The following is a 25,656-nucleotide window of genomic DNA, read 5'->3' on the forward strand; positions in this document are numbered from 1 at the left end:
CCAAGAATATTCTCCTCAATGAGGGCATCCGGGCTTGGATGGCTCCTCAGGATCAACCCCACGAGAACTTTATCTTCCCTGAAGAGGTTCTGCCTCGCGGTAACGCACTGTAATGTCAGGAGTGAAATATTGAGTTAATTTTCTCTAACTCAGCATGGGCGGGGCGATCCCGCTCCTACAGCACTCCTCATTGAACGATACCCCGCCACTTGCGGGGTATTTTTTTTCAAGCCAGCCCACATCTGCTCTAGCCTGTGCTAATCTAAATGAAGGGAATGAATCCTTAGCGATTTTTCCCCTACTCCTTTTGAGAATTAGACCGTTCAGGCAACAAGGAGGTGATGCCCATGAGTGATAGTAGTAAATTTATGGGTCATCAAATTAGCGTTAACCGGCTGAGCGTCGGAGCTGTTCTCTAAAAGCCAGTTTTAATCCCCTAGTAGGATTAACTAAAGGCTGAAAGAGCTAGGCTGGTATTTGGAGTTCCTTCCGACAGTCTGGTGCTAATTTGAAGACCCGCTAGACCGCCCTCACATTGAGTGTAATGGTGATACCAAAACGCTTCCCGTGGGGGCGGATAGTTTTTTAGGGACTTTTTTTCAGGAAGGCGATGGCGTAGATACTCAGCGAGCTGGCAATTAACAAAGCATTCATCAGCTATCAAGTTAGCCAGGGAAGCAGTAGAAGAGAAAATGAAAAAAGTTTGGAGAAGCGATCGCCCAGATTAACAAATTAGTTGCTGTTGCTCCATCTCAATAGAAACAAAGCATCATCTACGAGAAATTTTGTACAATAAGGTGACGCTAACACTGACAACAGATGATAGCGATGGGTTGACAACAAAAGACTTTGATAGGGCGCAAGTCATTTTTAAAGAGTGACTTAGGTCATCCGAAAAATAACACGAAAAATCTCAATAAGCGCTCTAGCAATCATTTCAGGCGCTGGTGAGGTGGTGGCACCGTCCAATCTGTGTTACGATGACTTGAAAAATCAAGAAGGATTGTCACTCTTTCTGAAATATCTTTCTGAAAAAGTGTGTGTGAGGAAAAGAGGAAAGATGGCTAAATTAATGTGGAAATCTCTGCTAGTAAGTCCAGCAGTTTTGGGAGCGGCACTCGTGCTTTCTTCAGCTGCGATCGCAGCTGAAAAGCCCGTAACATCTGAAGTAATTCAGCCCCAAACGACTGAGGCAAACCTACCGAAAGTTCAGTCAGTGGCTTTGGTTACTGCACCCCAAGCCCCGGAAGCTAACTCAGCCCCCGTGTTTTCAGCAACCGCTAAATCAGCCGAAGCGCTGAGTGCAGTTGAAGTGGAAACGCCAGAACAGTTAGCAGTAGCGCCGATTCAAGATGCAGCAACCGCCAACTCGGCAGAAGCGCTAAAGGTAGAGAAGCTCGATAGCACGTCTGTACCTGTAGTGCCAGCAGTAGAGACGCCAAAACAGTTGGCAGCAACGCCCATCCAGGACGCAGCAACCGCCAATTCAGCCGAAGCTCTAGGCGTAGACAACAGCGTGTCGGTTCCAATGGCAGCACCGACGAACACCAAGCTGGCTCAAAGCGCCCCAGCAGGAAATACAGTTGACAACAACAGCGTTTTAGAACAAATCAATCGCTACAGTCGGGAAGGAAATAATTCCCAAAGCCAAGTCACAAACGTCTCCCAACTGTCAGACGTGGAACCAACCGACTGGGCATACGAAGCGCTGCGAAGCCTAGTAGAGCGCTATGGCTGTATAGCAGGATATCCGGATGGCACCTATCGGGGCAACCGGGCAATGAGCCGTTATGAATTTGCGGCGGGTTTGAACGCTTGTTTGCTGCAAATCGAGAAATTAATTGCCGCGTCTACAGCAGATTTTGTTACCAAAGAAGATTTAGCCACACTTCAGCGGCTGATCGATGAATTTGGGGCAGAACTGGCAACCCTCCGGACGCGGGTAGATAACCTGGAAGGACGGGTGACGTTCCTAGAAAACCATCAGTTCTCGACAACCACCAAATTGGTGGGTGAAGCGATCTTTGCTGTCACGGACTCGTTTACGGGTGATGTTAGCGTTAGCGACTTGGATGTGGATGTCGATGACCGTGGCACCAACACCATCTTTGGAGACCGGGTACGTTTAGACCTGCAAACTAGCTTCACAGGTCGAGATGTATTGCACACTCGTCTCGCCGCTGGGAACCTGGGACTTTTAACCCCCGACACATTCGAGGGAACTCAGACTTTTAACCTCGGTTTCAACAACGACAACAGCAATGATATTGGCTTAGACTGGCTGGCGTATGAGTTTCCGTTTGGCGCTTCCCAAGTTTACATCTCAGCCACTGGAGGACGCCATTCCGACTACACCCCTGTTTTGAATCCTTACTTCTATAACGGAGTCAGTGACAGTGGTAGCGGCTCACTCTCAACCTTTGCTCAGTACAGCCCCATTTATCGCATCGGGGGCGGTGCTGGTGCTGGTCTGAGACTGGGTGTCGGTCGGGCACCAATTCTCGGTCCCACTTCATTAACGGTGGGTTATCTAGCAGATAATGCCAATAATCCTGCCGATAGCACACCGCTTGGACTAGGTATTAATCAGCATGGTGGTCTGTTCAACGGTGACTATTCTGCTCTGGCGCAGCTAAATTTCACTGTCAGCGACCGATTCGGCTTGGCGGCTACCTACGTTCACGGTTACCATAGTTCCGGCAACTCGATATTCGACAGTGGCAGAGGCCAGGGTGTAGTTGGTACCGCTTTAGCCAACAATCCAGGGGTTATTGGTCCCTTCGTTTCATCCGCACTTGGTATATCAGCTGACGCAAGTCCAACGGTCAGTAACTCCTATGGATTACAAGGTGCTTTCCGATTGGGTGACAGAGTTTCACTCAGTGGCTTTGTCTCTTATAGCGACGTCACAGTGATTGGTGACGGAGATGGTGAAGTCTGGAGCTATGGATTAGGGGTAGCCTTCCCTGACCTAGGGAAACGGGGTAACGTTTTGGGGATCTTCGCCGGTGCCCAACCCTATCTGGGAAGTCTCGAACTTGAGGGTGCTCGGGTTCCAGTTGGTAAAGATCGACCCTACCACATTGAAGCTTTCTACAAGTACCAGCTGACGGAGAATATCTCTGTTACTCCTGGAGTTGTCTGGCTGACAGCTCCCGGTCAAAGCAATGATAACGACGACGCTGTTATCGGTACGCTCAGAACTACGTTCAGCTTCTAGTGGCACAAAAGCTAGGCGGCTGGGTTATATAGCTTGCCTAATATTGTGAAATGAAATCAGTAAAGCCTCGCTCAATGCGGGGCTTTTTTGTATGATTTATTACCTAATGCAATTTCTGGGCTGTGGTAGGATGACAGGAAAAATTAAGAAGGATGTCAATCTTTCTGAATAAGGTGTGTGTGAGGAAAAGAGGAAAGATGGCTAAATTTATCTGGAAATCGCTGGTATTCAGCCCAGCAGTTTTGGGGGCAGCATTGGTGGTTTCATCGGCAGCGATCGCTGCACAAACGCCTGCTGCTAAAGAAGTGATTCAGCCCCAAACGGTAGAGGCACTACCAGAATTGCAGCCAGTAGCGATCGCTACTGCGCCAGAAACCCCAACAGTCAGCTCAATCCCTGTATTTTCAGCTACCGCTGAGAAGTCAGAGTTAGAGCAGAAAGTTGTTGCGACGGAAGCGCCAGAACAGTTGGCAGTCGCACCCAGCCAGGAGCCAGCAACCGCCGACTCAGCTCAAGCACTAGGGGTAGAAACGATTGAAGGCACATCTTTGCCTGTCGTGCCAGCTGCCGACTCAAAGCTGGCTCAAACAGCTCCAGCAGGAAATACAGTTGACAACAACAGCGTTTTAGAACAAATCAATCGCTACAGCCAGGAAGGAAATAACTCCCAAAGCCAAGTCACCAACGTCTCCCAACTGTCGGACGTGGAACCAACCGACTGGGCATACGAAGCGCTGCGAAGCCTAGTAGAGCGCTATGGATGTATAGCAGGATATCCGGATGGCACCTATCGGGGCAACCGGGCAATGAGCCGTTATGAATTTGCGGCGGGTTTGAACGCTTGTTTGCTGCAAATCGAGAAATTAATTGCCGCGTCTACAGCAGATTTCGTTACCAAAGAAGATTTGGCAACGCTGCAACGGCTGATCGATGAATTTGGGGCAGAACTGGCAACCCTCCGGACGCGGGTAGATAACCTGGAAGGACGGGTGACGTTCCTAGAAAACCATCAGTTCTCGACAACCACCAAATTGGTGGGTGAAGCGATCTTCGCTGTCACGGACGAGTTTAGCGATCGCGAGGACACTAATACCATTTTTGGCGATCGCGTTCGTTTAGACTTCCAAACCAGCTTCACGGGTCGAGATGTATTGCACACCCGTCTTGCGGCTGGTAACACTACACCTTTTCAGCCTAATGGTTCATTCGAGGGCAACCAGACCTTTGACCTGAATCCCGGTAACAACAACGATATTTTTCTAGACTGGCTAGCGTATGAGTTCCCCTTTGGGGCTTCCAAAGTATACATTGCTGCTGCCGGTGGAATTCATGCCGACTACGCTCCCGTCCTCAACCCTTACTTTTATGACGGAGACGGTGGTACCGCAGCACTCTCAACCTTTGCTCAGCAGAGTCCTATTTATCGAATCGGTGGCGGTGCCGGTATCGGGATCAGGCTCGGTGTAGGTACAGCACCGATTCTCGGTCCTACTTCATTGAGCCTGGGTTACTTGGCAGATAATGGGAATAACCCTGCTGATAAGGTTGGCCTGTTCGGTGGGGACTATTCTGCTCTCGCCCAACTCAACTTTACCGTTAGCGATCGCTTGGGCTTAGCTGCCACCTACGTCCACGGCTACCATAACCGGGGTGACGGGATTTTCGACCTTGGTGGAAGTCCGCGCTCGGCTGGCGCTAGGCCGGTAACAGGTTCTCGCGGAGCTAACGATCCAACTCTTGCAACTGGAACAGGCGCTCGGTTTCCATTAGTACTGGCTAGGGATACCGCACTGATTACTAACTCCTATGGTCTTGAGGCTGCCTTACGACTGAGCGACAGATTCTCCCTGAGCGGATTCGTTGGTAAGACTGATATTAGCGCGGTTGAAAATAGTACCAGAGGCGAGGTCTGGTACTACGGATTAGGTGTGGCTTTCCCCGATTTGGGTAAGCGGGGGAATATCCTGGGAATTTTTGCAGGTGTAGAACCCTACTTGGCAGGTCTTGAAGTTCAAGGCAGCCCAGTCGGGATTAAGAACGATCTCTCTTATCACCTCGAAGGATTCTACAAGTACCAGCTGACGGATAACATCTCCGTGACTCCCGGCATCATCTGGATTACCGCTCCCAACCAAAATGACGATAACGAAGATGCCGTTATTGGCACGCTCAGAACAACGTTCAGCTTCTAGGGAGACGTAAGTAGTAGCCCGCACATTGCTAGGACAGGTGGTAATGGGTAAGGGGTGATTACTCCCTCTGTCCCTCTTCTCCCTTGCTCCCCTGCTCCCAGCTTTTGTGTCGTAAATTTTGCGAACCCGGTTATGCCCCGCATCAGCGGGGCTTTTTTCTTGGCGAATGCTTAAACCGGCAAACTCCGGTGGAGAACCGGGGTATACTGGAATTGACGATCCCTCACACTCGATCTCAAGCTTGTGGAACTTTCCTGTAAAACAGAATATGCGCTGTTGGCTCTGTTAGAGCTAGCGTGTCACTACAGCGACAATGAACCGTTGCAAATTCGGCAGATCGCGGCTCAACAGAATATCCCCGATCGATATTTAGAACAGCTGCTGGCGACATTGAGGCGTGGCGGTTTAGTGCGTAGCCAACGTGGAGCAAAGGGAGGCTATTTGCTGTCGCGGGAACCTTGGAAAATTACGCTCTTAGAAGTTGTGAGTTGCTTGGAAGGATTGGATGCCAAACCTTCTGAGAACAACAACACTTCCAAAACGGTAGAAAGTGCCGTGGTAGAGGAAATCTGGCAGGAAGTGCATCAAACAGCTAATTCGGTCTTACAAGGATACACGCTTCAAGATTTAGCAGAAAAACGGGATTCTAGGCGTCAGCTAGACATCATGTATTACATTTAAAAATTAAAAATTGAAAACTAAAAATTAAACATGAAGTATGCTTCTTTTAATTTTTAATTTTGCACTTTTTAATGATTGATGTTGACTTCTGACTCCTCATAACCAAGAAAAAAACTAAAATCTATGCGGATTGCTCAAAACATTACAGAATTAATCGGTCGGACGCCTTTAGTACAGTTGAACCGCATTCCCCAAGAGGAAGGCTGTTTGGCTCGGATCGTGGTGAAATTGGAGGGTATGAACCCAGCTGCCTCGGTTAAAGACCGCATTGGGGTGAGTATGATTAATGCGGCAGAAGAGCAGGGGTTGATCCACCCAGGCAAAACAATTTTAGTGGAACCGACTTCTGGGAATACGGGTATTGCTCTAGCGATGGCGGCAGCAGCCAGGGGCTATCGGCTGATCTTGACAATGCCAGACACGATGAGTACCGAACGACGGGCGATGCTGCGGGCTTATGGAGCAGAACTGGAACTGACCCCTGGCATTGAGGGGATGAGCCGCTGCATTCGTAGGGCGCAAGAAATTGTTGACAGCACGCCTAATGCTTATATGCTGCAACAGTTTAGCAATCCAGCCAACGTCCAGATTCACCGGGAAACCACTGCTGAGGAAATCTGGGAGGATACGGACGGGCAGGTGGATATCCTGGTCGCTGGAGTGGGCACCGGCGGCACGCTTACGGGTGTTGCAGAGGTGATTAAACCACGAAAACCGGGTTTTCAAGCGATCGCCGTCGAACCCATCAGTAGCTCAGTGTTGTCCGGCGGACGCCCTGGCCCCCACAAAATTCAGGGCATCGGTGCTGGGTTTATTCCCCAAGTGCTGAAAGTTGAGCTGATTGATGAGGTAATCGCAGTGACAGATGATGATGCGATCGCCTACGGTCGTCGTCTTGCTCGTGAAGAAGGACTGCTTTCCGGCATTTCCACGGGTGCTGCCCTCTATGCTGCCATCAAGGTCGCTCAGCGCCCCGAAAACGAGGGGCGATTGATTGTCATGGTGCAGCCTAGCTTTGGAGAACGCTACTTAAGTACACCCCTGTTCCAAGATCCAGAACCGCGAGTGCCAGCTGTGCTGGGTTGACGCTACAGTAACTGTTAGTGGTCATTAGTTAAAAGCTCATGAGCTATGAGTCATTAGTCATACCTCTACCTACTAATGACTCATGCCTCTGACAGAAAGCTATTTCCATGACAGATTCCACTCACTACGACACCCTTGATATTAGTCCCGCAGCGACTCCGGTACAGATCAAGCAAGCTTACCGGCGTCTAGTGAAGCTGTTTCATCCAGATGGTAATCGCGAAACAGCGAACCACGAGCAAATTGTCCGGATTAATGCTGCTTACGAAATACTGGGCGACCCTCAACAGCGGCAGTCTTATGACCAGATGCTGCTCAAAGATCGCCTGAGACACGAACAATCTGTTAACAATCATCCGTCGCGACGAGCCGAATCATCAGCGACATATACTTCGGCGCGATCGCAGCGATACCAGCAAGCCGATGCTTCGGCGCGATCGCAGCGGCAACAGCAAGCCGACACCGAAAACCGATACTACGCGCATCGACAACAGCAAGCCAACGCTGAAAACCGATACTACGCGCATCGACAGACAGCAATAGATGCCGACGAACAACTGGAGCAATGGCTTCAGAAAGTCTATGTGCCGGTCAATCGCTTGATCTGTCGCATTCTCAATCCTCTGGCAGACCAACTAGACCAACTTTCAGCCGATCCTTTTGATGATGAACTGATGGAACAATTTCAGGCTTACCTGAAAGAGTGTCGTAACTATCTCAAACAAGCTCAGCTGGCTTTTCGTTCTTTGCCTAATCCAGCCAATGTTGCTGGCGCAGCAGTTCATCTTTACTACTGCCTCAATCAAGTAGCAGATGGCATTGAAGAGTTAGAACTTTTTACGCTCAACTATGATGAAGGCTACCTGCACACAGGTCAAGAACTTTTTAGAATTGCCACTGGTTTGCGCTGCGAAGCGCAATACGCAGTCAAAGACATTGCTTAACCATTAAAAATTAGAAACTAGCTTTTTTTCTCGTTACCAGTAGGGGCTTTTTCTGTACCGTCCCCTACTGTGGTAACGGGGCTTGGATGAAAGTAAAGCCTCCCCAGTGCCCAAAACAAAAATAAAAATTTAAGAATTTCTCAATTTTTATTTTTTAGTTGTTTCTCTGGGATTCCAACGCATTACATCTGTCCAAGGAGCTTTTTTAACTGTAAAGTCACAAGACAAAATGTGAGTAACGGAATTGCCCGTCTCACTCGTAGACCTAAATAAATGCAGCACCAGCGTTAGAGAAAAGTGCAGCGTACTCTCAGGACTAGAGAGTTTTTTGAGTTTGGATGGATCAAAAAGGGACGCTGAGATTTTCAAAACATCGGTTTGCAAGTCGCGCTGGAGAACGTCTTCAACAGTTATTTTTTCTTTAAGAATTTTTCCAGATCCAATGAAGCTATAAACTTGACGCTGGGAGAGATCCAGAATCATGCTGGGCGTCAGGCGAATCACTCGCCGCGATCGCCCGTCGAAATCTGTCAGCGAACTGCGATCCCAGTCTACGTCAATTGAATGCTCCGCAGATTTATTGTCAATCTGGATCGATAGTTCGCGCAGTCGATCTAGTTGGTATCGCTTTTCCAGCTTAAATTGGATATCGACGCGATCTCTTAGATTTTGTGCTTCCAGTTGTCCATTTAAGGATTCTCGATCGAGATGGACTATCACTTGATTTCTATCTACCGATTTAAAAACTCGGTATAAAACGTAGGTGACACAGATGATGTAGACAGTCAAGATGAATAAATTGCGGTCATCCAAAATTAGTAATTAGTGATTGGTAATTGTTAATTGGGGAAAGTTTTTAATTACAAAGTTTATTTTTTGAAAAAAAGAAACTTACTTATTTGTACTTTAGAATTAAGTAATTAAAAACAAAAATTTTTGTCTCCCATTAATTTTTAGCAAAAAATTACAGGCTATAAGAAAAGTAATTTATGAACATGATGCTAGTCATCCTTAACTGTGGAAAAATTATCAAACCAGCCGCGCCGCCAGAAAAAGTAAATTAAACCAGATGCGATCGCTATCATTAATGCCCAGCAAAGCGGATAGCCCAAATACCAGTTTAGTTCCGGCATATTGAATGGAGATTTTTCTGTATTAAAGTTCATGCCGTAGATTCCAGCAACAAAAGTGAGGGGAATAAAAATACTGGAAATTACAGTCAAAAGCTTCATAACTTCATTCATTCTGTTACCAACCGAGGACATATAAACATCCATTAACCCAGAGGATAGTTCTCGATATGTTTCCACCATGTCCATTACTTGAACCGCATGATCGTAACAGTCTCTTAGATAAATTCGGACTTCTTCACAAATAAGAGGACTCCCATCTCGAATTAAGGAATTTATGGCATCTCGCTGGGGCCAAATAGCGCGACGGAGTGCCAACAATTCGCGCCTAACTTGATATATTTTGTCTAGAGTTTTACGTGTAGGATTGGCGATAACTTCTTCCTCTAAGTCTTCAATTCGCTCACCATAAACTTCCAAAACCGGAAAAAATCCATCAATAATTGAATCCAACAGTGCGTAGGCTAAATAATCGGCACCGCGCTTGCGGATAGTGCCCTTATTGTGACGAATGCGATCGCGCACAGGTGTAAAGCAATCCCGGAGTGGTTCCTCCTGCACAGTGAGCAAATAGTGTTTCCCCAAAATTAAACTCACTTGTTCGCTGTAGAAGCCAGTGCCTTTTTCTTTAGGCATCACCATCCGGCTAATAAGCACCAGATGGTCTCCCTGATCATCCACTTTGGGTCGCTGGGGTACATTTACCACATCTTCCAAAACCAATGGATGTAAATGAAAAACCTGTCCCAATTCTCGCAAAATTTCTTCATCTCCTAAGCCCAACACATCCACCCAAGAAACCGACTCGGTATCCAAATAGCTAGCGCACGCTGCTGGGGTCTCAAGTGGCATGCAGATGCGGTTTGCCTCGTTGTAGTCAATTAAGATAATTTTGGGTGGCGGAGAATTTTTATTAATAAAAATTGTTCCTGGTAGACTACCGGGTTTATCGTAAAAGTCTTCAAACAAAGAATTATCATCGTCTTCGTCTACATTGTATTGTGTAACTACTTCCGCAGGCTGGGGGCGTCTTTGTGTCATTTGCATTTACTCCTATTCAGTATTTATTTTAGAATTTTATCTATTGTTTATTCAGCAAAATTCTCTTTTAATTAATTCAATTTCTTCCTGAAAACTATTAGCATAATTCCACCCGAAATATCCTGCAAATTTGCGAGCTTCATTAGTATCGAATATATAAACATGGTGTATATTGGCAAAATTAACATACATTTGTATACTACCGCTACCATCTCTAAAATTTAGATGCAGTAATTTTTTATCAAAGATATAGTTTACTGGAGTTAAAACATTTTTAACTTCAGGTATTTTTTTTAAGCGAGATATAACATCATACATAATATTTTTACCAGATAAAATATTATCAGTAATTAAATTAGCTGTTTTAGAACAATTCATATACCAGTGATGAGCATCAACAACTCCTAAAGCTAAGGCTGCATCCACTTGACCGACAGTATAGGCAGTATTTTCCGCCAGGTTAGCATGATCTAAAATATACTCATCTTGTAAAAATATGTTATCAGACGAATTAATGTTAAAGCTTGTCCGAAGCGGATAGGCAATAATATCCGAGGAATGAATTATATTAATCCATCTCAAACCTTGGTTTTTATAATTCTTAGCAAAACATTTAACTTTATTAGGATTAATACCTAACATGGTGTTAAAGAATAAAATAGGAGAACCCATTGTGGTAATACTCCTTAGGTAAACTTGTCTTCTGGAGGTGGAATCACCTATTCCTTTAATCATTGTACGAATATGAAACGCCGCATCATCAGAATCAAATCTATCGGAGAACAAACTATCCCATAGGATGACGCTTCCCAAGGAATGGGCAACAATATGAAGGTCAGTTTCTTCAGGGTTACGTCTTATAAAGTCCTCTAGTTGATCTGCAATCAGTTCTCTAATTTTTACGCCCCGTTCTTGATTAAGGTAGGTGAAAGCATCTCCAACGAATTCAGATAGAAAGCCTTGTCTAAAGTGTTGATACCTCAAAATGGTTTGAATATCTAAATTTGGAGATTCCTTTTTAACTTCCTGTAAATCTTGATGAATCCAGTTCCACATCCTCCCAACATCATTTAAAACATCGCCCCAAAAACTATAATAAAAGTGAGGGAGTAATTCACCTCTTTTGGTAAACTCTTCTGTAATAAAACCTTTCAATTTATCTCCATATTTAACATCCCGTGTAGCAACCCCGTGAAGAAAAAAGACTAGCATTGTTAAAGTTAATCCTCTATCTGAAAGAAAAATATCTAAGGAACTACCTTCATATAAGATTCCCGATGATTTACCTAAAGTAACAGTATTTACTGAAAATTTTCCTAAAATGCTGATTAAACAGAAGTTTGAGGAATTATCCTAGTTAAGTAGGTTTGAACCCTATAATTTTTCAATACTGTAACACTCTTACAATGAGCGATCGCTACAAAAAAGCAGCTTGCCGTTTGAGACAAGCTGCTTTTCTTTCAGTCCACAAAGGTGGGCTTTGTTTTTTTAGCTTCAGGTTTCAACCTGTGGGCGCTGGGGACGCGAACAATGGACTACATCATGCCCATGCCGCCCATGCCACCCATGCCGCCCATGCCACCCATGCCGCCCATGCCGCCCATGCCGCCCATGCCGCCCATGCCGCCCATATCCGGGGCACCAGCCGCTTTCTTCTCAGGCTTCTCGACAACCAGGGCTTCAGTGGTCAACACCATCCCGGCAATCGAACCGGCATTTTGCAACGCCGAACGTACAACTTTCGCAGGGTCGATAATCCCAGCGGCGATCAGGTCTTCAAATGTGTCGGTAGCCGCGTTGTAACCGATATTCAAATCAGTCTCGCGCACCTTCTCGACAATGACAGAGCCTTCGACACCGGCATTATCTGCCATCTGACGCAGGGGGGCTTCTAGAGATCTGCCCACAATGTCAGCACCGACTTTTTCTTCGGCGTCCAGACTATTTTTAATGTCAGCAACTTTCTTGCTCAGGTAAATCAGCGTCGCGCCACCGCCAGGAACGATACCTTCTTCCACAGCAGCTTTGGTCGCGTTGAGGGCGTCTTCAATCCGCAGCTTGCGGTCTTTGAGTTCGGTTTCGGTCGCCGCACCCACTTTGATGACGGCGACACCACCGGCAAGCTTAGCAATTCGCTCTTGCAGCTTTTCTTTGTCGTAGTCAGAATCCGTTTCTTCTAGCTGCTTGCGAATTTGGGCAATCCGCTTTTGCACATCTGCCGTCTTGGCATCACCAGCGACGATGGTGGTGTTTTCTTTATCAATGGTGATTTTCTGAGCGGTTCCCAGCATCTCCAGGGAGACGGTATCTAGGCTCAAACCAACTTCTTCTGAGATTAGCTGACCGCCAGTGAGAACGGCGATATCTTGCAGCATCGCTTTGCGGCGTTCGCCAAATCCAGGCGCTTTGATGGCGGCTACATTCAGTACGCCCCGCGCTTTATTTACCACCAAAGTTGCCAAAGCTTCTCCTTCGATGTCTTCGGCAATAATCAGCAAAGCTTGACCGGAACGGGCAACTTTTTCCAAGACGGGAATCAAATCCTGGATAGAGTTGATTTTTTTATCCGTCATCAAAATCCGGACGTTTTCATATTCCACCACCATCCGTTCGGAATCGGTGATGAAGTAGGGAGAAATGTAGCCGCGATCCAGCTGCATCCCCTCGACGACATCCAGTTCCGTTGCCATCGATTTGGATTCTTCAACGGTGATCACGCCGTCTTTGGTGACTTTATCCATCGCTTCGGCAATCATTTTGCCGACTTCTTCATCGTTACCAGCGGAGACGGTTGCCACTTGCGCGATCGCACTACCTTCCACTGGTTTCGCGATCGCTACAATTTCCTCCACTAAGAAGGCGATCGTTTTTTCGATTCCCCGCCGCAAACTCACTGGATTTGCCCCAGCCGCTACGTTCTTCAAGCCCTCACGAATCATCGCTTGAGCCAGAACCGTCGCCGTAGTCGTGCCATCACCCGCAATATCTTTCGTCTTGGATGCCACTTCCTGAATCAGTCGAGCGCCTGTATTTTCCAGGGGGTCTTCTAATTCAATTTCCTTGGCAACGGTGATACCATCGTTCACAATTTGGGGTGCGCCAAACTTCTTCTCTAGAAGGACATTCCGCCCTTTCGGCCCCAGCGTAATGCGAACGGCGTCTGCCAGGACGTTCACGCCCCGCTCTAGTGCCCGCCGCGATTCGTCATTAAATGCAACGATTTTTGCCATGTTTTAGGTTTTCAGAGCGCTTCCATTAGTCAATTTAGCACTCACTGGCACAGAGTGCTAATCCGAGAGGATGAGAGTCCTCACCTCGACTGATATCGGGGAGGCACATAATAAACAGCTAGAGCGATCGCACGCACTTTTGAGTTACTTTTTGTAACGAAATTGCCGAATTCTCGATAACTAGAGCGGATTGGATTGAATGCGTTTATCATCCACTTTTTGATGCTCTGTCCTTGACAAAGGAAATAATTTATGCGTTCACCAAAAAAAAGAGCGGTAGGGCTGCAACCTTGCTGCGATAGACTTCATCCCATTTGTTGTATCGTTCCTCCTCATATGCTGAAGGAGGTTCTCCAGAATGGCAACCCTGAGCAGCGGGCATGGGCTTTTCAAACCTTAACCGTGTCAGAACAGTTTCGCGGACGGCGCTTGACAGTGGGAAATATCTCGTTCGCAGCATCACCGGGAGAGAAGCGTCGTACCATCTTTGATGCTAAAAATGGCAACGATCTACCAGGCACCTTGGTGCGGAGTGAAGGCGATCCTCCCAGCGAAGATACCGCGATCAACGAAGCCTACGACGGATCGGGTGCAACTTATGACTTGTACGAGCAGGTGTTCGAGCGGAATTCCATCGACAATCGAGGGCTGCGTTTGGACTCGACGGTTCATTTTGGCGTGAAGTATGACAACGCTTTTTGGAACGGCGACCAAATGGTCTACGGTGATGGGGATGGAGAGATTTTTGAACGCTTCACCAAGGCGATTGATGTGATTGGGCATGAGCTAACCCACGGCGTCACCCAATATGAAGCCAATCTAATCTATTACGGCGAATCCGGCGCACTGAATGAATCTTTTTCCGATGTCTTTGGTTCTCTGGTAAAACAGCGGGTTCTCAATCAGACCGCCGAGGAAGCTGACTGGATTATCGGGGAAGGTTTGTTTACCGCCAATGTTAAGGGCGTTGGGATTCGCTCAATGAAGGCACCGGGGACAGCATACGACGACCCAGTGCTAGGCAAAGACCCCCAGCCTGCGACTTATAAAGACCGCTACAAAGGGCTGGAAGATAACGGAGGCGTGCATATTAACTCAGGGATTGCCAACCGTGCCTTTTATTTAGCAGCAGTGGAAATTGGCGGCTACGCTTGGGAAAAGGCAGGGAAAATCTGGTATATCGCTTTACGCGATCGCCTGCGCTCTAGAGCGAATTTTAAACGGGCTGCGAATACTCTCATTACAGTCGCTGGAGAACTCTACGGCGAAGGCTCCAAGGAGCAGAATGCAGTCCGCAAAGGTTGGCAAGAAGTGGGAGTGATTTAAATTAAAAATGCGTGCATTAAAAATGGAAGAGGCAATTCTTCATTTTTAATTTCTGCGTGCAGCTGCCATCAGCCATTCCAGCAGCGGTCTTAAGTTTCCAGGTACGGCGGATTCACTCACTAAAACAGTATGTTGCTGAGTGTTTTCTTCCACCGTTAGCTTGTACTGAAAGCGGTCGGGTTGGGGAGTGTTGGAAGCGATCGCGGCAGGCAAATCAAAGAAATCAGCTGCGTCAATCAGGAGGCGCAGCTGATTTGCTTCATTTGCAGGCAGAGTCGTAGTGTCAAAAACTTTTGTCAGGCGCATCCCAGCAAAGCCGCCAGTCCGTTCAAAAGAAATTCGCATAGTTTCCCTCGCAGGGAGCAAGACTAACTCCATAGTAAGCAGTGATGGATGTTATTCTTTGTCGGCCTCTCTCTTTCCCACTCCGACCGCGAGGAGAGCGTCACTACGCTCACAGTCCTCTGCCGCTATGGTCGCTATGCCATCACCATACCGCCGTCCACATTGAGCGTTTGACCCGTGATATAGGCGGCAGCCGGATCGGCGGCTAGGAATCGAACTAAACCAGCAACCTCCTCTGGTTGACCGTAACGACCGAGGGGGATGAATTTTAAGATTTCCTCTGATTTGATATTGCTCGTCATATCGGTGGCGATAAATCCAGGGGCAACAGCATTGACTGTAATGCCGCGAGTGGCGAGTTCTTTGGCGACGGTTTTTGTAAATCCAATCACTCCCGCTTTGGCAGCGCTGTAGTTTGCCTGACCGGGGTTGCCCATCTGACCGGCAACGGATGAAATATTAATAATGCGCCCGGAGCGTTGCTTCAGCATCACCTTACTGATAGCTCGCGTACACAAAAAGACGCCAGTGAGGTTAAGGTCAATCACGGCTTGCCAATCTTCCGGCTTCATCCGCAACAACAGGGTATCGCGGGTAATTCCAGCATTATTCACCAAGACATCAACGCGCTTCCACTTCTCCATCACGGTGTTCAGGAGGGCGTCTACTTGATCGGCTTTGGATACGTCTGCTTGGAGGGCGATCGCACTACCGCCTGCTGCGGTAATTTCACTCACGACTTCTTCGGCTGCTCCACTAGAACTGGCATAGTTAATCGCTACACTGGCTCCCTCAGATGCCAATTCTAGGGCGATCGCTCGACCAATTCCTCGTGAAGCGCCGGTAACGATGGCAACCTGTCCGCGCAATCTTTGCTGGCTCTCTGGCAATGCTTCCATCAATAAATTCCTCTCGATCCGTTATGAACGCGGTTATTTAACTGCGCTAACGATCTTAGGTCGATTCGTACCTCGGACTGAACGAATCAATACTCCAAAAGATTACGATTGTCGTGAAAGAGCAGAAAACACTTTGATCGCATGGCAACTAAAAAGCAGTTCAACAATTTTCAAGAGTTACTGTCTGGGTCTGAAAAGCCAGTGTTGGTGGATTTTTACGCGACTTGGTGCGGTCCTTGTCAGATGATGGTCCCGATCCTGGAGCAGGTAAGCGCCCAGATGAACGAACGGTTACAGGTTGTAAAAATTGATACGGATAAATATCCAAACTTGGCGAGCCAATATCAAATTCACGCCCTACCAACGTTGGTTTTATTTAAAAATAGTCAGGTAGTTGAGCGCATTGAGGGTGTGCTGACAGCTCCACAACTCATCCAGCGCCTAGAAGCGTTGGTTTAAGGCTACATCGGCAGTATCTGGGTGTAACCAATAGCTCTCTTTGGTGAAAGCATCCGGAGCTGCTGACGAGCGCGGACGCAGATATTTACGGGAACTCCTATCTTGCCGGCTTCTGAGTCAGGTGCCAAGCCAGCCCGGAACTTGACTTCCGGGCTAATCTTTCAACTTGGTGCATATCTCGGAAAGCTGGGAGAAGTGCTGCGAAGGGAGGCTGCATTTCACCACCGAGATGCCAAACCGAAATTCATTTCTGGAGAGCAGTTGGTAATCTACAAAGCTAAAGAAAGCGAACCCTTAAATCAGTTGCCAATAGTCATTAGTTTGTTGCTAATGACTCTTGGCAAATGACTAAAGACCCATTACCACTTACGGATGTTTAGCCCATCAAAAGGGAATCGGATGAGCGATCGCTATCATACGGAAGGCTTTCTCAGCTTCAACACAAGTTGCCTAGTCTTGAGAAGTGCCTGGAGCAACGCTTGATTCTGGAGAACTATTGGGAGGAGCCACCACAACCCCTTTCTCCCCACGTTGCTCGCGTTTTTTTCGATCTGCTTTTAGCATATCTTCCATAGCCAGCTGCATTTGAGCCATTTTCTCCAAATTGCTGCGATACAGCTCTAGGTCTTTGAGTAATTTATCTTCTGGCAGGTTTAAGGCATTACAGATTTGCTTGAGCGCCTCAATCCGCTGCTTTTCGTCTTTTACCAAATCGGAATCTGCTACTTCCAGCAGCGTAAATAAACCAATCGCAAACAAACGGCTGTACTTAAACGGAGAATTGTTAGCGATCGCCTGCACAGCAGCGTGCAAGTCATCAGCGCCGTGACTAGGAGCCGTTGGGTTTAACCAGGCAACGATATCCTTCCCACCCAGACGCATAGCTAATTCTTCCAGCCGCTGGGCATCCTGCTTGTACTGTTGCGGCTCGTTCTCGACTGCTCGACAGAGGGCTTCAAAAATCGGTTCTTTATCTCGTTCTGGTCGATAGCCTTGCATGAAGCGGTTAAAGGATGTCACCACGCCCAATGCATAAATGGGGTCGTAGCGAAAGTCCACATTGACCGAAAGCAAGTGCATTTCCACCATCAACTCTTCTACCACCCGCCGGTAGATGGAGTTAATGGGGCGGGTGTGTAGGGTATAGAAAGTTCTTTTGGTGTCTGATACAGTGCGGACGTTATTCACCGGAAAATTTTAAGTTTGAGGGCGATGTAAACTCATTGTCACAGCTTTTGGACACCTTTGCCAAGGCAATGTCTTGTAGAGACTCCCGCCGATACAATGCCGGGGATCGCAGAAATTATTCATTGGTAATTGGGAAAAGGGTCTTAGAAGTTAGAGATACGCCTTCCTTATCCTAAATTCCGATTGCTGATTACCCATTATCGATTAGCCATTCCCAATGACTTTTTCTCCTGAACTAACGCTCCTGGCTCAATATATAGCTGGAGAATTTGAGAATTCAGAACAAGCGACAAGAGAACCCGCTTGGTACGTAAACCTCCGCCTTTGGCTGCGACCCGTACCGCTGTTTGCAGAAGATAGCCTCACCCTGTTTGCAGAGCAAGCGAACATCCTGCAACTGGATCGTCCCTATCGTCCTCGGATTCTGCGCCTGCGCCACAGCGACACCTCTCAAGCCTCGCTGATGGTGCAATACTATATGCTGAAAGATCCCGATCGGGTCAGAGGTGCCGGTCAAAATCCAGCCTTGCTGAAGACGCTTACACCCGAACAGATGGAACTTCTCCCCGGCTGTACCCTCGCCGTCATTCAGCAACCCTTAGCTCAAAATACCTATAACTTTTCTACCGCACCCGCGACTGATGCCCCCTGCTGTTTTACCTATCAAGGAGAAACTTACCAGGTTTCTTTAGGGTTTGAGGCGCGGCATCAAGAATTTAGAAGCTATGACAAGGGAATTGACCCCCAAACAGGCAGAGCCATCTGGGGGGCACTGCTTGGCCCCTATATTTTCACTAAGCGCGAAGATTTTTCCGCTGAGCTAGCAATTTGAAATCTTTTGTCCTTAGTTAAGGACGATTGACTGCATAACTCATGAATAATTTAGCTGACCATGCTGCGAGGCACTCCTTCAAGAGCCTCTTCCTCGGTTTCAAAAATTTCAAACACCGAATCCATCATGGTGACTTCAAAAACGAGTTTTGCCTCTGGATGGACGTTACATATGCGGAAACTGCCTTTTACTTTGTCAGCATCTCGCATTCCTGCCACCAAGGATGTTAGACCAGAGCTGTCAATAAAATTAACTTGACCGAGATTCACAACTACGTGGCGACTGAGTTTGGAAATACATTCCTGCAACTTCAGACGAAACTGCCATGCGGTTGTAATATCCAGGCGTCCAGTGGGGGCTAAGACGATGACTGTCGTCCCGTCTTGAGTCGTATGTGTTCTCTGATCGATATGAATCACCAAGACCTCCTTGCTCCGGAAGCTCCGTCTATATTTAATATCTAGATAGGAGCCGCATTTTACTACGATTGCTCCCATGATTTGAGCTTTCAGTAGTCTAACTCTAACTTAGAGATTAGAGCTACCAAAAATTCAGCTCGCCTAATCTTAAAGCAAAGCTTGAAAAAAATTACATTAAATTCGGCTTCTAGCAGACTGGATTGGCGCGATCGCCCACTAAGATAGCACTCAGAATCATACAGGTAGAAGATTCCAGTGTTACTCACAACTCTGCTTCAATATCCGGAAAAAAGGGATCGCCTCCTCTTCTAGGGGAGAGGATGGTTCCAGGGGCATCCGGGGGGTTGAAGCAGTCGTTACAGTTCTCGTAGATTTCCAATACCGAATCCATCATGGTGATTTCCAGCACCACCTTGGCGGCTGGAAGCAGATTGCAAAGGCGGAAACTCCCGTTTACCTTGTCCGCATCTCGCATCCCTGCCACCAATGAGGTGAGACCAGAACTATCAATGAAATTCACTCTCCCAAGATTTACGACCACATGACGACTGAGTGTATAAAGACTCTCTTGTAATTTCACGCGAAATTGCAAAGCTGTGGTGATATCCAGCCGTCCTGTTGGTGTCAAAACGATAATCTTCGTGCCGTTTTGGGTCGTGTATGTTTTCTGGTCGATGTGAAGCACGAACACTCACCTCTAAAGATGGGCAAGTATATCAACCGGGTGCGATGAGAGCGGGATTTTTCCCGTAGTCTAACTCAGACCGGCGATTCCGAGGGAGGTGTCCAGTTTGCCCAATCTTGCGGCTTTAAGAAAGTTTCATAAAGCTCGGCTTCTGGGGTGTTTGGTTCGGGTTGATAGCCATATTCCCAGCGAACTAGAGGCGGTAAAGACATCAAAATTGACTCGGTGCGCCCGTTCGTCTGAAGACCAAAAATGGTGCCTCGGTCGTAGACGAGGTTAAATTCCACATAGCGACCGCGACGATAAAGCTGGAAATTCCGCTGGCGATCGCTATATTCCATTTTTTGCCGCCGCTCGGCAATGGGAACGTAAGCCGGTAAAAATGTCTGACCGCAATGCTGCACAAAAGCGAACAAATCTTCCCAGTTGCGAGGCTCTGGCGTACCCACTTGGTTGCTGTAAACATCTGCTGGTCCATCGGCGTGCGGGCCGCGATACAAGGCTCCCTGACCATCTTGATAGTCAAAGAAGAGTCCTCCAACGCCCCGCGTTTCTTGCCGGTGCTTCAGATAAAAATATTCATCGCACCAGAGTTTAAACGTGGGGTAGTACTCTGGGTGATGGGCATCACAGGCTTGCTTTAAAGTGCGGTGAAATTGAGCGACATCTTCTGCAAACGGGTAGTAAGGGGTTAAATCGATCCCACCGCCAAACCACCAAACTGGCCCTGCCTCAAAGTAGCGATAATTGAGGTGAACTGTGGGGACGTAGGGATTGCGCGGATGCAAGACCATTGAGGTGCCAGTCGCATAAAAGCCGTGCCCAGCCGCCTCCGGGCGTTGCGCCAGAATCGACGGAGGTAACTGTTGACCCCAGACTTCAGAAAAATTAACGCCACCCTGTTCAAAAACTGCGCCCTCGCGGAGGACGCGGGAACGACCGCCGCCGCCTTCTTCTCGTTCCCAGGCATCTTGTTGAAATTTCCCAACTCCATCCAGTTGTTCCAAACCTTCACAGATTTGGTCTTGCAGCTGCTGCATAAACTGGCTGACCCTAGCTTTCGAGTCATCTGGGGGCAAAACCTTAGCAGAAGTAGTTACGTCCGTCTGAAAAGCTGTCATAATCTCAAGTCAATATTGTTCACAAAAGCGATTGGGAAAGGAAAAAGGTATTGAATTGAATAAATCGGGATGGGAGTTCGCCTGAGTTCACCCAGGATACCGGCTTGTAAGGGCGCGATCGCTTGTACCACGTCAGCTTGCTTTTCGGGGTGAGGGTGAGCCGCTTTGATCGGGTCAAAGCACTCAACTCTATGCGATCGCAGGGGAACTTACAGCCTATCTTAAATCGGGTCTGCTGAACCCAAGCAGCAAGTTGAATAAAGCGTCTACAGGCTATCGAAATATCCTACAGGGGGATGCTACCTAATGATCCCAGGGATTAAAGTAATAAGTTCCCTTGAAGACTTGGTGCGAGGAGGAGTGTTGTGATTCTCAATTTTTCCTTAAAGTTTATCGCTGGTCGAGAGGGTTTTTCCTTTAAGTTTTCCCTGGTTCGGACTTACCGCGCCGTTAGTTCTGCTTCGGTGGATGTCCTCTGGCAAAAATTAATCAATATTGGCGATGTATCCTGGCATCCTCTACTTGCCAGCACCAATGTCCCCAGCGGGTTGATTGCCAAACCGGGATTGATTTACAAGGTAGTCACGCGCTGGCTACCTATTCCCATCCGGGTTTTTGTTGAGCGTGTCCGTCCCTGTGAGTTACTCAGTGTGAGAATGCTGGCAATCCCAGGAGTTGAGAAACGGGTGACGTACCAGGTAGAATCGACGGTCTGCGGCACGTATGTATCTTATTCAGTGACGTTGCGCGGTTGGTTGTCACCTTTAATTTGGTGGATGATTGGGTCTTACTCAGCTCGTGTTGCCACTGAATTAGCCCAAGCTGCCGAACAGGTGGGTTTACAAGCTCAAGGGTAGGCAATAAGGCTGAGGGCTGAGGGCTGAGGGACTGAGGGCTGAGAACGCTGAGAACTGAGAATACAGGTTTCAGGAGAGGGGGAGAGGCAAATAGAGGGAGTTATCAATTAGTAATTAGTAATTAACAATCTAAATTTAGACCCTGAACTGCATAGCGCGATCGCGTCAAACAAACCGTTAAGATACTTGAAGAGAGAGAACCCCGATCGTTTTGTCCCAGGTGCAATATCTGGGATAAGGAATGCAAGTAACCTAGTTATGCTCGATGCCAGCTCAGTTTTAGAAGTATTGCGACCCGTGCAAGATCCCGAACTCCGCAAGAGTTTGGTCGAGTTGAACATGATTCGCAATGTGCAAATTGACTCCGGAAAAGTCAGCTTCACTCTGGTGCTGACGACACCTGCCTGTCCACTACGCCAGTTCATCGTGGAAGAGTGCGAACAGGCACTCAAGAAAAATTTGCCAGAAGTGACAGATGTCGTGGTAGATGTCACCGCTGAGACACCCCAACAAAAGTCGCTTCCGGATCGCGCCGGAATTGCTGGTGTAAAGAATATCATCGCGATTTCTAGTGGCAAGGGCGGTGTGGGCAAAAGTACTGTAGCGGTGAATGTGGCAGTGGCTTTAGCACATTTAGGAGCTAAAGTCGGTCTGATTGATGCGGATATTTATGGGCCTAATGACCCGACAATGCTGGGATTGCCAGACGCCAAGGTAAGCGTGCGGCAAGGTGCCAATGGTGAAGAGTTGGAACCGCCTTTTAACTACGGCGTCAAATTAGTTTCAATGGGGTTTTTGATTGATAAGGATCAGCCGGTGATCTGGCGGGGACCCATGCTGAATGGAATTATTCGCCAGTTTCTCTACCAAGTACAGTGGGGGGAACTGGATTATTTGATTGTAGATATGCCCCCCGGCACTGGAGATGCCCAGTTAACGCTAGCGCAAGCGGTGCCAATGGCTGGGGTAGTCATTGTAACGACGCCGCAGACGGTGGCTTTGTTGGATTCGCGTAAGGGCTTGAAGATGTTCCAGCAGTTGGGAGTATCCGTGTTGGGAATGGTGGAAAATATGAGTTATTTTATTCCGCCGGATATGCCCGACAAGCAGTATGACATTTTTGGCTCTGGAGGCGGTGAAAAGATGGCGCAAGAACTCGGCGTACCGTTGCTGGGCTGCGTACCGCTAGAAATGCCCGTGCGAGAGGGGGGCGATGCAGGAGTGCCGATTGTGGTTGCCGATCCAGAGTCGGCTTCTGCGAAAGCGCTGATGGCGATCGCTCAAGCGATCGCGGGCAAAGTTTCTGTCGCTGCCTTAACTTAAGAAAAATTAAAAAGGTAAAGTAAAAAATTTGCCTTTTTAATTTTTAACTTTTAATTTTTAATTGTTTAGCAATGTTGCATAAGTCACTAACTGGTTTTCGCTGGCGATCGCTGCTCTCCCCTTGGCAAGAGGTAGATTGGCTGCTATTGGGACTGATTGTTGGACTCACCATTTTTGGAGGTGTGATGATCCGCAGTGCCGAACTTAACCAGGGATTGACCGACTGGTGGTGGCACTGGCTGGTGGGCCTCATTGGGCTGATATTGGCGATGTTTATCGCGCGATCGCGTTACGAGAACCTGCTCCAGTGGCACTGGATTCTTTATGGCATTACCAACTTGTCCCTGATCGCGGTGATGATTATTGGTACCAGCGCCAAAGGTGCCCAAAGATGGATTACTATCGGCGACTTTAACATTCAACCCTCTGAATTTGCCAAATTAGGGGTGATAATCACCCTGGCTGCTATTCTACATGCTCGACCCGCCTCCACGATTCCCGCTGTTTTGAGAGCTTTAGCGGTGACTGGGGTTCCCTGGATTTTAGTATTTGTGCAGCCCGACCTAGGAACCTCCTTGGTGTTTGGAGCGATTGTGTTAGGTATGCTCTACTGGGGGAATGCCAATCCTGGTTGGCTAATCCTGCTAGCTTCTCCGGTGATTTCGGCTATCTTGTTTAACGTATTTATGCCCGGATGGTTCATCTGGACGGCAATCATGGGCATTATTGGTTGGCGCACCTTACCGTGGCCTTTGTCGGGTGCCATTGGAGCGATTGTCGTCAACTTGGTGGGAGGCGAGTTAGGGCAAATCTTCTGGGGAGTTTTGAAAGACTATCAAAAAGACAGATTGATTTTGTTCCTTAACCCGGATCTAGACCCCCTCGGCGGCGGATACCACCTGATCCAATCTCGTATTGCCATTGGTGCAGGCGAATTTTGGGGACGAGGGCTTCACAAGGGAACCCAAACCCAACTTAACTTTATTCCGGAACAGCACACTGACTTCATTTTCTCTGCCATTGGTGAAGAATTCGGACTTGCAGGCAGTTTCTTTCTGCTATTTATCTTTTGGTTGATCTGCCTGCGCTTGGTGATTATTGCCCAAAATGCCAAAGACAACTTTGGATCTTTATTAGCAATTGGCGTCTTATCGATGATTGTGTTTCAGGTGGTCGTTAACCTAGGCATGACGATGGGACTTGCACCCGTAACCGGCATTCCCCTTCCCTGGGTTAGTTATGGTCGTTCGGCGATGTTGAAGAATTTTTTGGCGCTGGGGATTGTAGAGTCTGTAGCAAATTATCGACACCGATTGAAGTTTTAGCTTTTTGTCATTCGTCATAGGTCGTGGTTTGACCTATGACGAATGACAGCTAACTGCTATTAAGCTAATAAATGAAAACTTAACCGAGAAAAAATCATGATTCTGCCTGGAGCGGTCGTTCAAGTAAAGAACACTAACGATATCTACTACGGCTATAAAGGGCTAGTCCAACGGGTTGGCGAGGGAAAGGCAGCAGTCCTATTTGAAGGGGGAAATTGGGATAAACTCGTCACCTTCCAACTATCAGAATTAGAACTTGCAGAGACAACAGCAGGTCGCAAAAAAGCAAAATAAGATTGGAAAAAAGTAATTGGTAATTAGTCATGCTTCAAAGTTCATGGTTTTTACCTAAAGAAACATGAACGACTAATTACCGATTACCCATTACCGATTATCCATTACCAAAAATATGCGACTTCCCCTGCCACAGTTTGCCACAGGCGATCGCCCCGCCAACCATATTGCTGAGGTGATTGAGACGGCAACGACTGAATTCCTGGCACAGTGTCTCGATCCAGAAGACTTGAGCTTCCCTGTCATGCCAGCCTTTGGCAGTTGGGTCAAAGCTACGGATGAAGAGTCGGGAAATCTCGTCTTTGCTGTTGTTTATCATGCGGCGACCAGTCCCATTGATTCCATTCACCGCGCAAGAGCCTTGGGGCTATCATTGCAGGAACTGCGAGAGCAGCAACCCCAAATATTTGCCATGCTGAAAACCGAGTTCCGCGCCGCTATTGTTGGTTTTGAAGCTACCCATCAAGGGGTCAATGGTTCTAAGCGCCTGGGTGGAACGATTTATCAGTACCTGCCGCCTCGTCCGCCGCAAATTCATCAAGCGGTTTACCAGTGCGAACCGGAGGAAATTGTTCACTTCAGCGAACAGATGGATTTCTTAAGAACCTTATTGCAGGTCATGGGTGCGCCGGTGGAGGCGCTGATTGCAGCAGCGATTCGAGAAATTTATCAACTACGCAAGGCTGACCGTGACTGGTTGGTGCAGGCAGGACGAACCCTCAGCGTCCTTCTCAAGGACGACTACGACCGCTTGAGGTATATTTTGAGCCAAATCCGTTTATAGGCAGCCGATGCCCTAGAAACTTAACGCCTAAAAATTAAAGGTGTCTTGTCCTCAAAATATCCGTCCTTCGCGCTTAGGGCGCAAAAACTTCTGTAACTCTACTTCCATTGGGGCACCCCGTAGATCCAAAATATATTCATCTACTGCACCCAGCACCCCTATTTCTTTAGGGTAGGGCGCAAAAAACGGTTTTTCTGTAGGATGTCTCCAGTGATACCACCATGTTTTCAAAAGTCAGCATCGCTGACTTTTGCAAGCATCGCTTCAAACTCATC

The 25,656-nt window shown here is 47.7% G+C and carries 27 protein-coding genes and 1 pseudogene; 16 read left to right on the forward strand and 12 right to left on the reverse strand.

Going from position 1 to position 25,656, the window contains the following annotated elements; translation table 11 throughout:
• The 7 genes and pseudogenes from NDA03_RS20125 to NDA03_RS20155 form a co-directional block, all read left to right on the forward strand.
• Positions 1 to 113, forward strand: a pseudogene (locus NDA03_RS20125) (photosystem II protein D2); the annotation flags it as partial.
• Between the two features lie 684 nt (positions 114 to 797).
• Complete coding sequence (locus NDA03_RS20130) at positions 798 to 881, forward strand: hypothetical protein (RefSeq protein ID WP_347275959.1); 84 nt, start codon at positions 798 to 800, stop codon at positions 879 to 881.
• 647 nt (positions 882 to 1,528) lie between these two features.
• On the forward strand, positions 1,529 to 3,220 hold the full coding sequence (locus NDA03_RS20135) for an iron uptake porin (RefSeq protein ID WP_347276576.1): 1,692 nt from the start codon (positions 1,529 to 1,531) through the stop codon (positions 3,218 to 3,220).
• 197 nt (positions 3,221 to 3,417) lie between these two features.
• Positions 3,418 to 5,412, forward strand: a complete 1,995-nt coding sequence (locus tag NDA03_RS20140; protein ID WP_348238956.1) for an iron uptake porin — start codon at positions 3,418 to 3,420, stop codon at positions 5,410 to 5,412.
• A 243-nt stretch (positions 5,413 to 5,655) separates the two neighbouring features.
• On the forward strand, positions 5,656 to 6,093 hold the full coding sequence (locus tag NDA03_RS20145) for an Rrf2 family transcriptional regulator (RefSeq protein ID WP_348238957.1): 438 nt from the start codon (positions 5,656 to 5,658) through the stop codon (positions 6,091 to 6,093).
• Positions 6,094 to 6,216: 123 nt separating this feature from the next.
• Entirely contained in the window at positions 6,217 to 7,179 is a 963-nt protein-coding gene (gene cysK, locus NDA03_RS20150; RefSeq protein ID WP_190411710.1) for a cysteine synthase A, read from the forward strand.
• A 107-nt stretch (positions 7,180 to 7,286) separates the two neighbouring features.
• Entirely contained in the window at positions 7,287 to 8,123 is an 837-nt protein-coding gene (locus NDA03_RS20155; RefSeq protein ID WP_190411709.1) for a J domain-containing protein, read from the forward strand.
• Positions 8,124 to 8,270: 147 nt separating this feature from the next.
• Here NDA03_RS20155 and NDA03_RS20160 read toward each other — a convergent pair whose 3' ends face one another.
• The 4 genes from NDA03_RS20160 to groL all read right to left on the reverse strand — a co-directional run bounded on the left by NDA03_RS20160 (position 8,271) and on the right by groL (position 13,524).
• Positions 8,271 to 8,936 carry a hypothetical protein gene (locus tag NDA03_RS20160; RefSeq protein ID WP_190425235.1) on the reverse strand — a complete coding sequence of 222 codons (666 nt, stop codon included), beginning with the start codon at positions 8,934 to 8,936 and terminating at the stop codon, positions 8,271 to 8,273.
• Between the two features lie 188 nt (positions 8,937 to 9,124).
• Positions 9,125 to 10,294: a magnesium/cobalt transporter CorA gene (gene corA / locus NDA03_RS20165; protein ID WP_190432336.1), complete on the reverse strand. Its 1,170-nt coding sequence runs from the start codon at positions 10,292 to 10,294 to the stop codon at positions 9,125 to 9,127.
• Positions 10,295 to 10,345: 51 nt separating this feature from the next.
• Complete coding sequence (locus tag NDA03_RS20170) at positions 10,346 to 11,506, reverse strand: hypothetical protein (RefSeq protein WP_348238958.1); 1,161 nt, start codon at positions 11,504 to 11,506, stop codon at positions 10,346 to 10,348.
• A gap of 323 nt (positions 11,507 to 11,829) precedes the next feature.
• Positions 11,830 to 13,524: a chaperonin GroEL gene (groL, locus tag NDA03_RS20175; RefSeq protein WP_190432341.1), complete on the reverse strand. Its 1,695-nt coding sequence runs from the start codon at positions 13,522 to 13,524 to the stop codon at positions 11,830 to 11,832.
• A gap of 252 nt (positions 13,525 to 13,776) precedes the next feature.
• Here groL and NDA03_RS20180 point away from each other — a divergent pair, with 252 nt between their 5' ends.
• The gene (locus NDA03_RS20180; RefSeq protein WP_348238959.1) at positions 13,777 to 14,850 is read left to right on the forward strand and encodes a M4 family metallopeptidase; all 1,074 of its coding nucleotides are present in this window, start codon (positions 13,777 to 13,779) and stop codon (positions 14,848 to 14,850) included.
• A 45-nt stretch (positions 14,851 to 14,895) separates the two neighbouring features.
• Here the strand turns inward: NDA03_RS20180 and NDA03_RS20185 are convergent, their stop codons facing one another.
• A complete protein-coding gene (locus NDA03_RS20185) occupies positions 14,896 to 15,195 on the reverse strand; it encodes a protealysin inhibitor emfourin (RefSeq protein WP_190411705.1) in 300 nt (99 codons plus the stop codon).
• A 134-nt stretch (positions 15,196 to 15,329) separates the two neighbouring features.
• Positions 15,330 to 16,094: a 3-oxoacyl-[acyl-carrier-protein] reductase gene (gene fabG, locus NDA03_RS20190; protein ID WP_190411704.1), complete on the reverse strand. Its 765-nt coding sequence runs from the start codon at positions 16,092 to 16,094 to the stop codon at positions 15,330 to 15,332.
• 141 nt (positions 16,095 to 16,235) lie between these two features.
• On the opposite strand from fabG, the gene trxA reads away from it, so the two are divergent.
• On the forward strand, positions 16,236 to 16,553 hold the full coding sequence (gene trxA / locus NDA03_RS20195) for a thioredoxin (protein WP_190411703.1): 318 nt from the start codon (positions 16,236 to 16,238) through the stop codon (positions 16,551 to 16,553).
• A gap of 102 nt (positions 16,554 to 16,655) precedes the next feature.
• Positions 16,656 to 16,901 (forward strand): hypothetical protein, encoded by a 246-nt coding sequence (locus NDA03_RS20200; RefSeq protein ID WP_348238960.1) that lies wholly within the window; start codon positions 16,656 to 16,658, stop codon positions 16,899 to 16,901.
• A 102-nt stretch (positions 16,902 to 17,003) separates the two neighbouring features.
• Here the strand turns inward: NDA03_RS20200 and psb29 are convergent, their stop codons facing one another.
• Positions 17,004 to 17,741 (reverse strand): photosystem II biogenesis protein Psp29, encoded by a 738-nt coding sequence (psb29, locus tag NDA03_RS20205; RefSeq protein ID WP_348238961.1) that lies wholly within the window; start codon positions 17,739 to 17,741, stop codon positions 17,004 to 17,006.
• Positions 17,742 to 17,958: 217 nt separating this feature from the next.
• Between psb29 and NDA03_RS20210 the strand changes: the two genes are divergently transcribed.
• Positions 17,959 to 18,573 carry a chromophore lyase CpcT/CpeT gene (locus tag NDA03_RS20210; protein ID WP_190425386.1) on the forward strand — a complete coding sequence of 205 codons (615 nt, stop codon included), beginning with the start codon at positions 17,959 to 17,961 and terminating at the stop codon, positions 18,571 to 18,573.
• A 50-nt stretch (positions 18,574 to 18,623) separates the two neighbouring features.
• On the opposite strand, the gene NDA03_RS20215 is transcribed toward NDA03_RS20210, so the two are convergent.
• The 4 genes from NDA03_RS20215 to NDA03_RS20230 form a co-directional block, all read right to left on the reverse strand.
• Positions 18,624 to 18,992: an STAS domain-containing protein gene (locus NDA03_RS20215; RefSeq protein WP_190411700.1), complete on the reverse strand. Its 369-nt coding sequence runs from the start codon at positions 18,990 to 18,992 to the stop codon at positions 18,624 to 18,626.
• Between the two features lie 262 nt (positions 18,993 to 19,254).
• On the reverse strand, positions 19,255 to 19,677 hold the full coding sequence (locus NDA03_RS20220) for an anti-sigma factor antagonist (protein WP_190425388.1): 423 nt from the start codon (positions 19,675 to 19,677) through the stop codon (positions 19,255 to 19,257).
• A 74-nt stretch (positions 19,678 to 19,751) separates the two neighbouring features.
• The gene (hemF, locus tag NDA03_RS20225) at positions 19,752 to 20,798 is read right to left on the reverse strand and encodes an oxygen-dependent coproporphyrinogen oxidase (RefSeq protein WP_348238962.1); all 1,047 of its coding nucleotides are present in this window, start codon (positions 20,796 to 20,798) and stop codon (positions 19,752 to 19,754) included.
• 19 nt (positions 20,799 to 20,817) lie between these two features.
• Positions 20,818 to 20,976, reverse strand: a complete 159-nt coding sequence (locus NDA03_RS20230; protein WP_190432348.1) for a hypothetical protein — start codon at positions 20,974 to 20,976, stop codon at positions 20,818 to 20,820.
• 187 nt (positions 20,977 to 21,163) lie between these two features.
• Here NDA03_RS20230 and NDA03_RS20235 point away from each other — a divergent pair, with 187 nt between their 5' ends.
• From NDA03_RS20235 to NDA03_RS20255, 5 genes are all read left to right on the forward strand, one after another.
• The gene (locus NDA03_RS20235; protein ID WP_190411696.1) at positions 21,164 to 21,655 is read left to right on the forward strand and encodes an SRPBCC family protein; all 492 of its coding nucleotides are present in this window, start codon (positions 21,164 to 21,166) and stop codon (positions 21,653 to 21,655) included.
• A 258-nt stretch (positions 21,656 to 21,913) separates the two neighbouring features.
• The gene (locus tag NDA03_RS20240; protein WP_190411695.1) at positions 21,914 to 22,978 is read left to right on the forward strand and encodes an Mrp/NBP35 family ATP-binding protein; all 1,065 of its coding nucleotides are present in this window, start codon (positions 21,914 to 21,916) and stop codon (positions 22,976 to 22,978) included.
• Positions 22,979 to 23,049: 71 nt separating this feature from the next.
• Positions 23,050 to 24,303 carry a rod shape-determining protein RodA gene (rodA, locus tag NDA03_RS20245; protein WP_348238963.1) on the forward strand — a complete coding sequence of 418 codons (1,254 nt, stop codon included), beginning with the start codon at positions 23,050 to 23,052 and terminating at the stop codon, positions 24,301 to 24,303.
• Positions 24,304 to 24,399: 96 nt separating this feature from the next.
• A complete protein-coding gene (locus NDA03_RS20250; protein WP_190411693.1) occupies positions 24,400 to 24,597 on the forward strand; it encodes an NAD(P)H dehydrogenase subunit NdhS in 198 nt (65 codons plus the stop codon).
• Between the two features lie 115 nt (positions 24,598 to 24,712).
• Positions 24,713 to 25,381, forward strand: a complete 669-nt coding sequence (locus NDA03_RS20255) for an HAS-barrel domain-containing protein (RefSeq protein WP_190411692.1) — start codon at positions 24,713 to 24,715, stop codon at positions 25,379 to 25,381.
• Between the two features lie 51 nt (positions 25,382 to 25,432).
• On the opposite strand, the gene NDA03_RS20260 is transcribed toward NDA03_RS20255, so the two are convergent.
• Positions 25,433 to 25,612 (reverse strand): hypothetical protein, encoded by a 180-nt coding sequence (locus tag NDA03_RS20260; RefSeq protein WP_190411691.1) that lies wholly within the window; start codon positions 25,610 to 25,612, stop codon positions 25,433 to 25,435.
• Positions 25,613 to 25,656: the final 44 nt, after the last annotated feature.

Origin of the sequence: Trichocoleus sp. Lan, from assembly GCF_039961855.1 — a bacterium.
Classification (GTDB): Bacteria; Cyanobacteriota; Cyanobacteriia; order Cyanobacteriales; family FACHB-T130; genus FACHB-T130.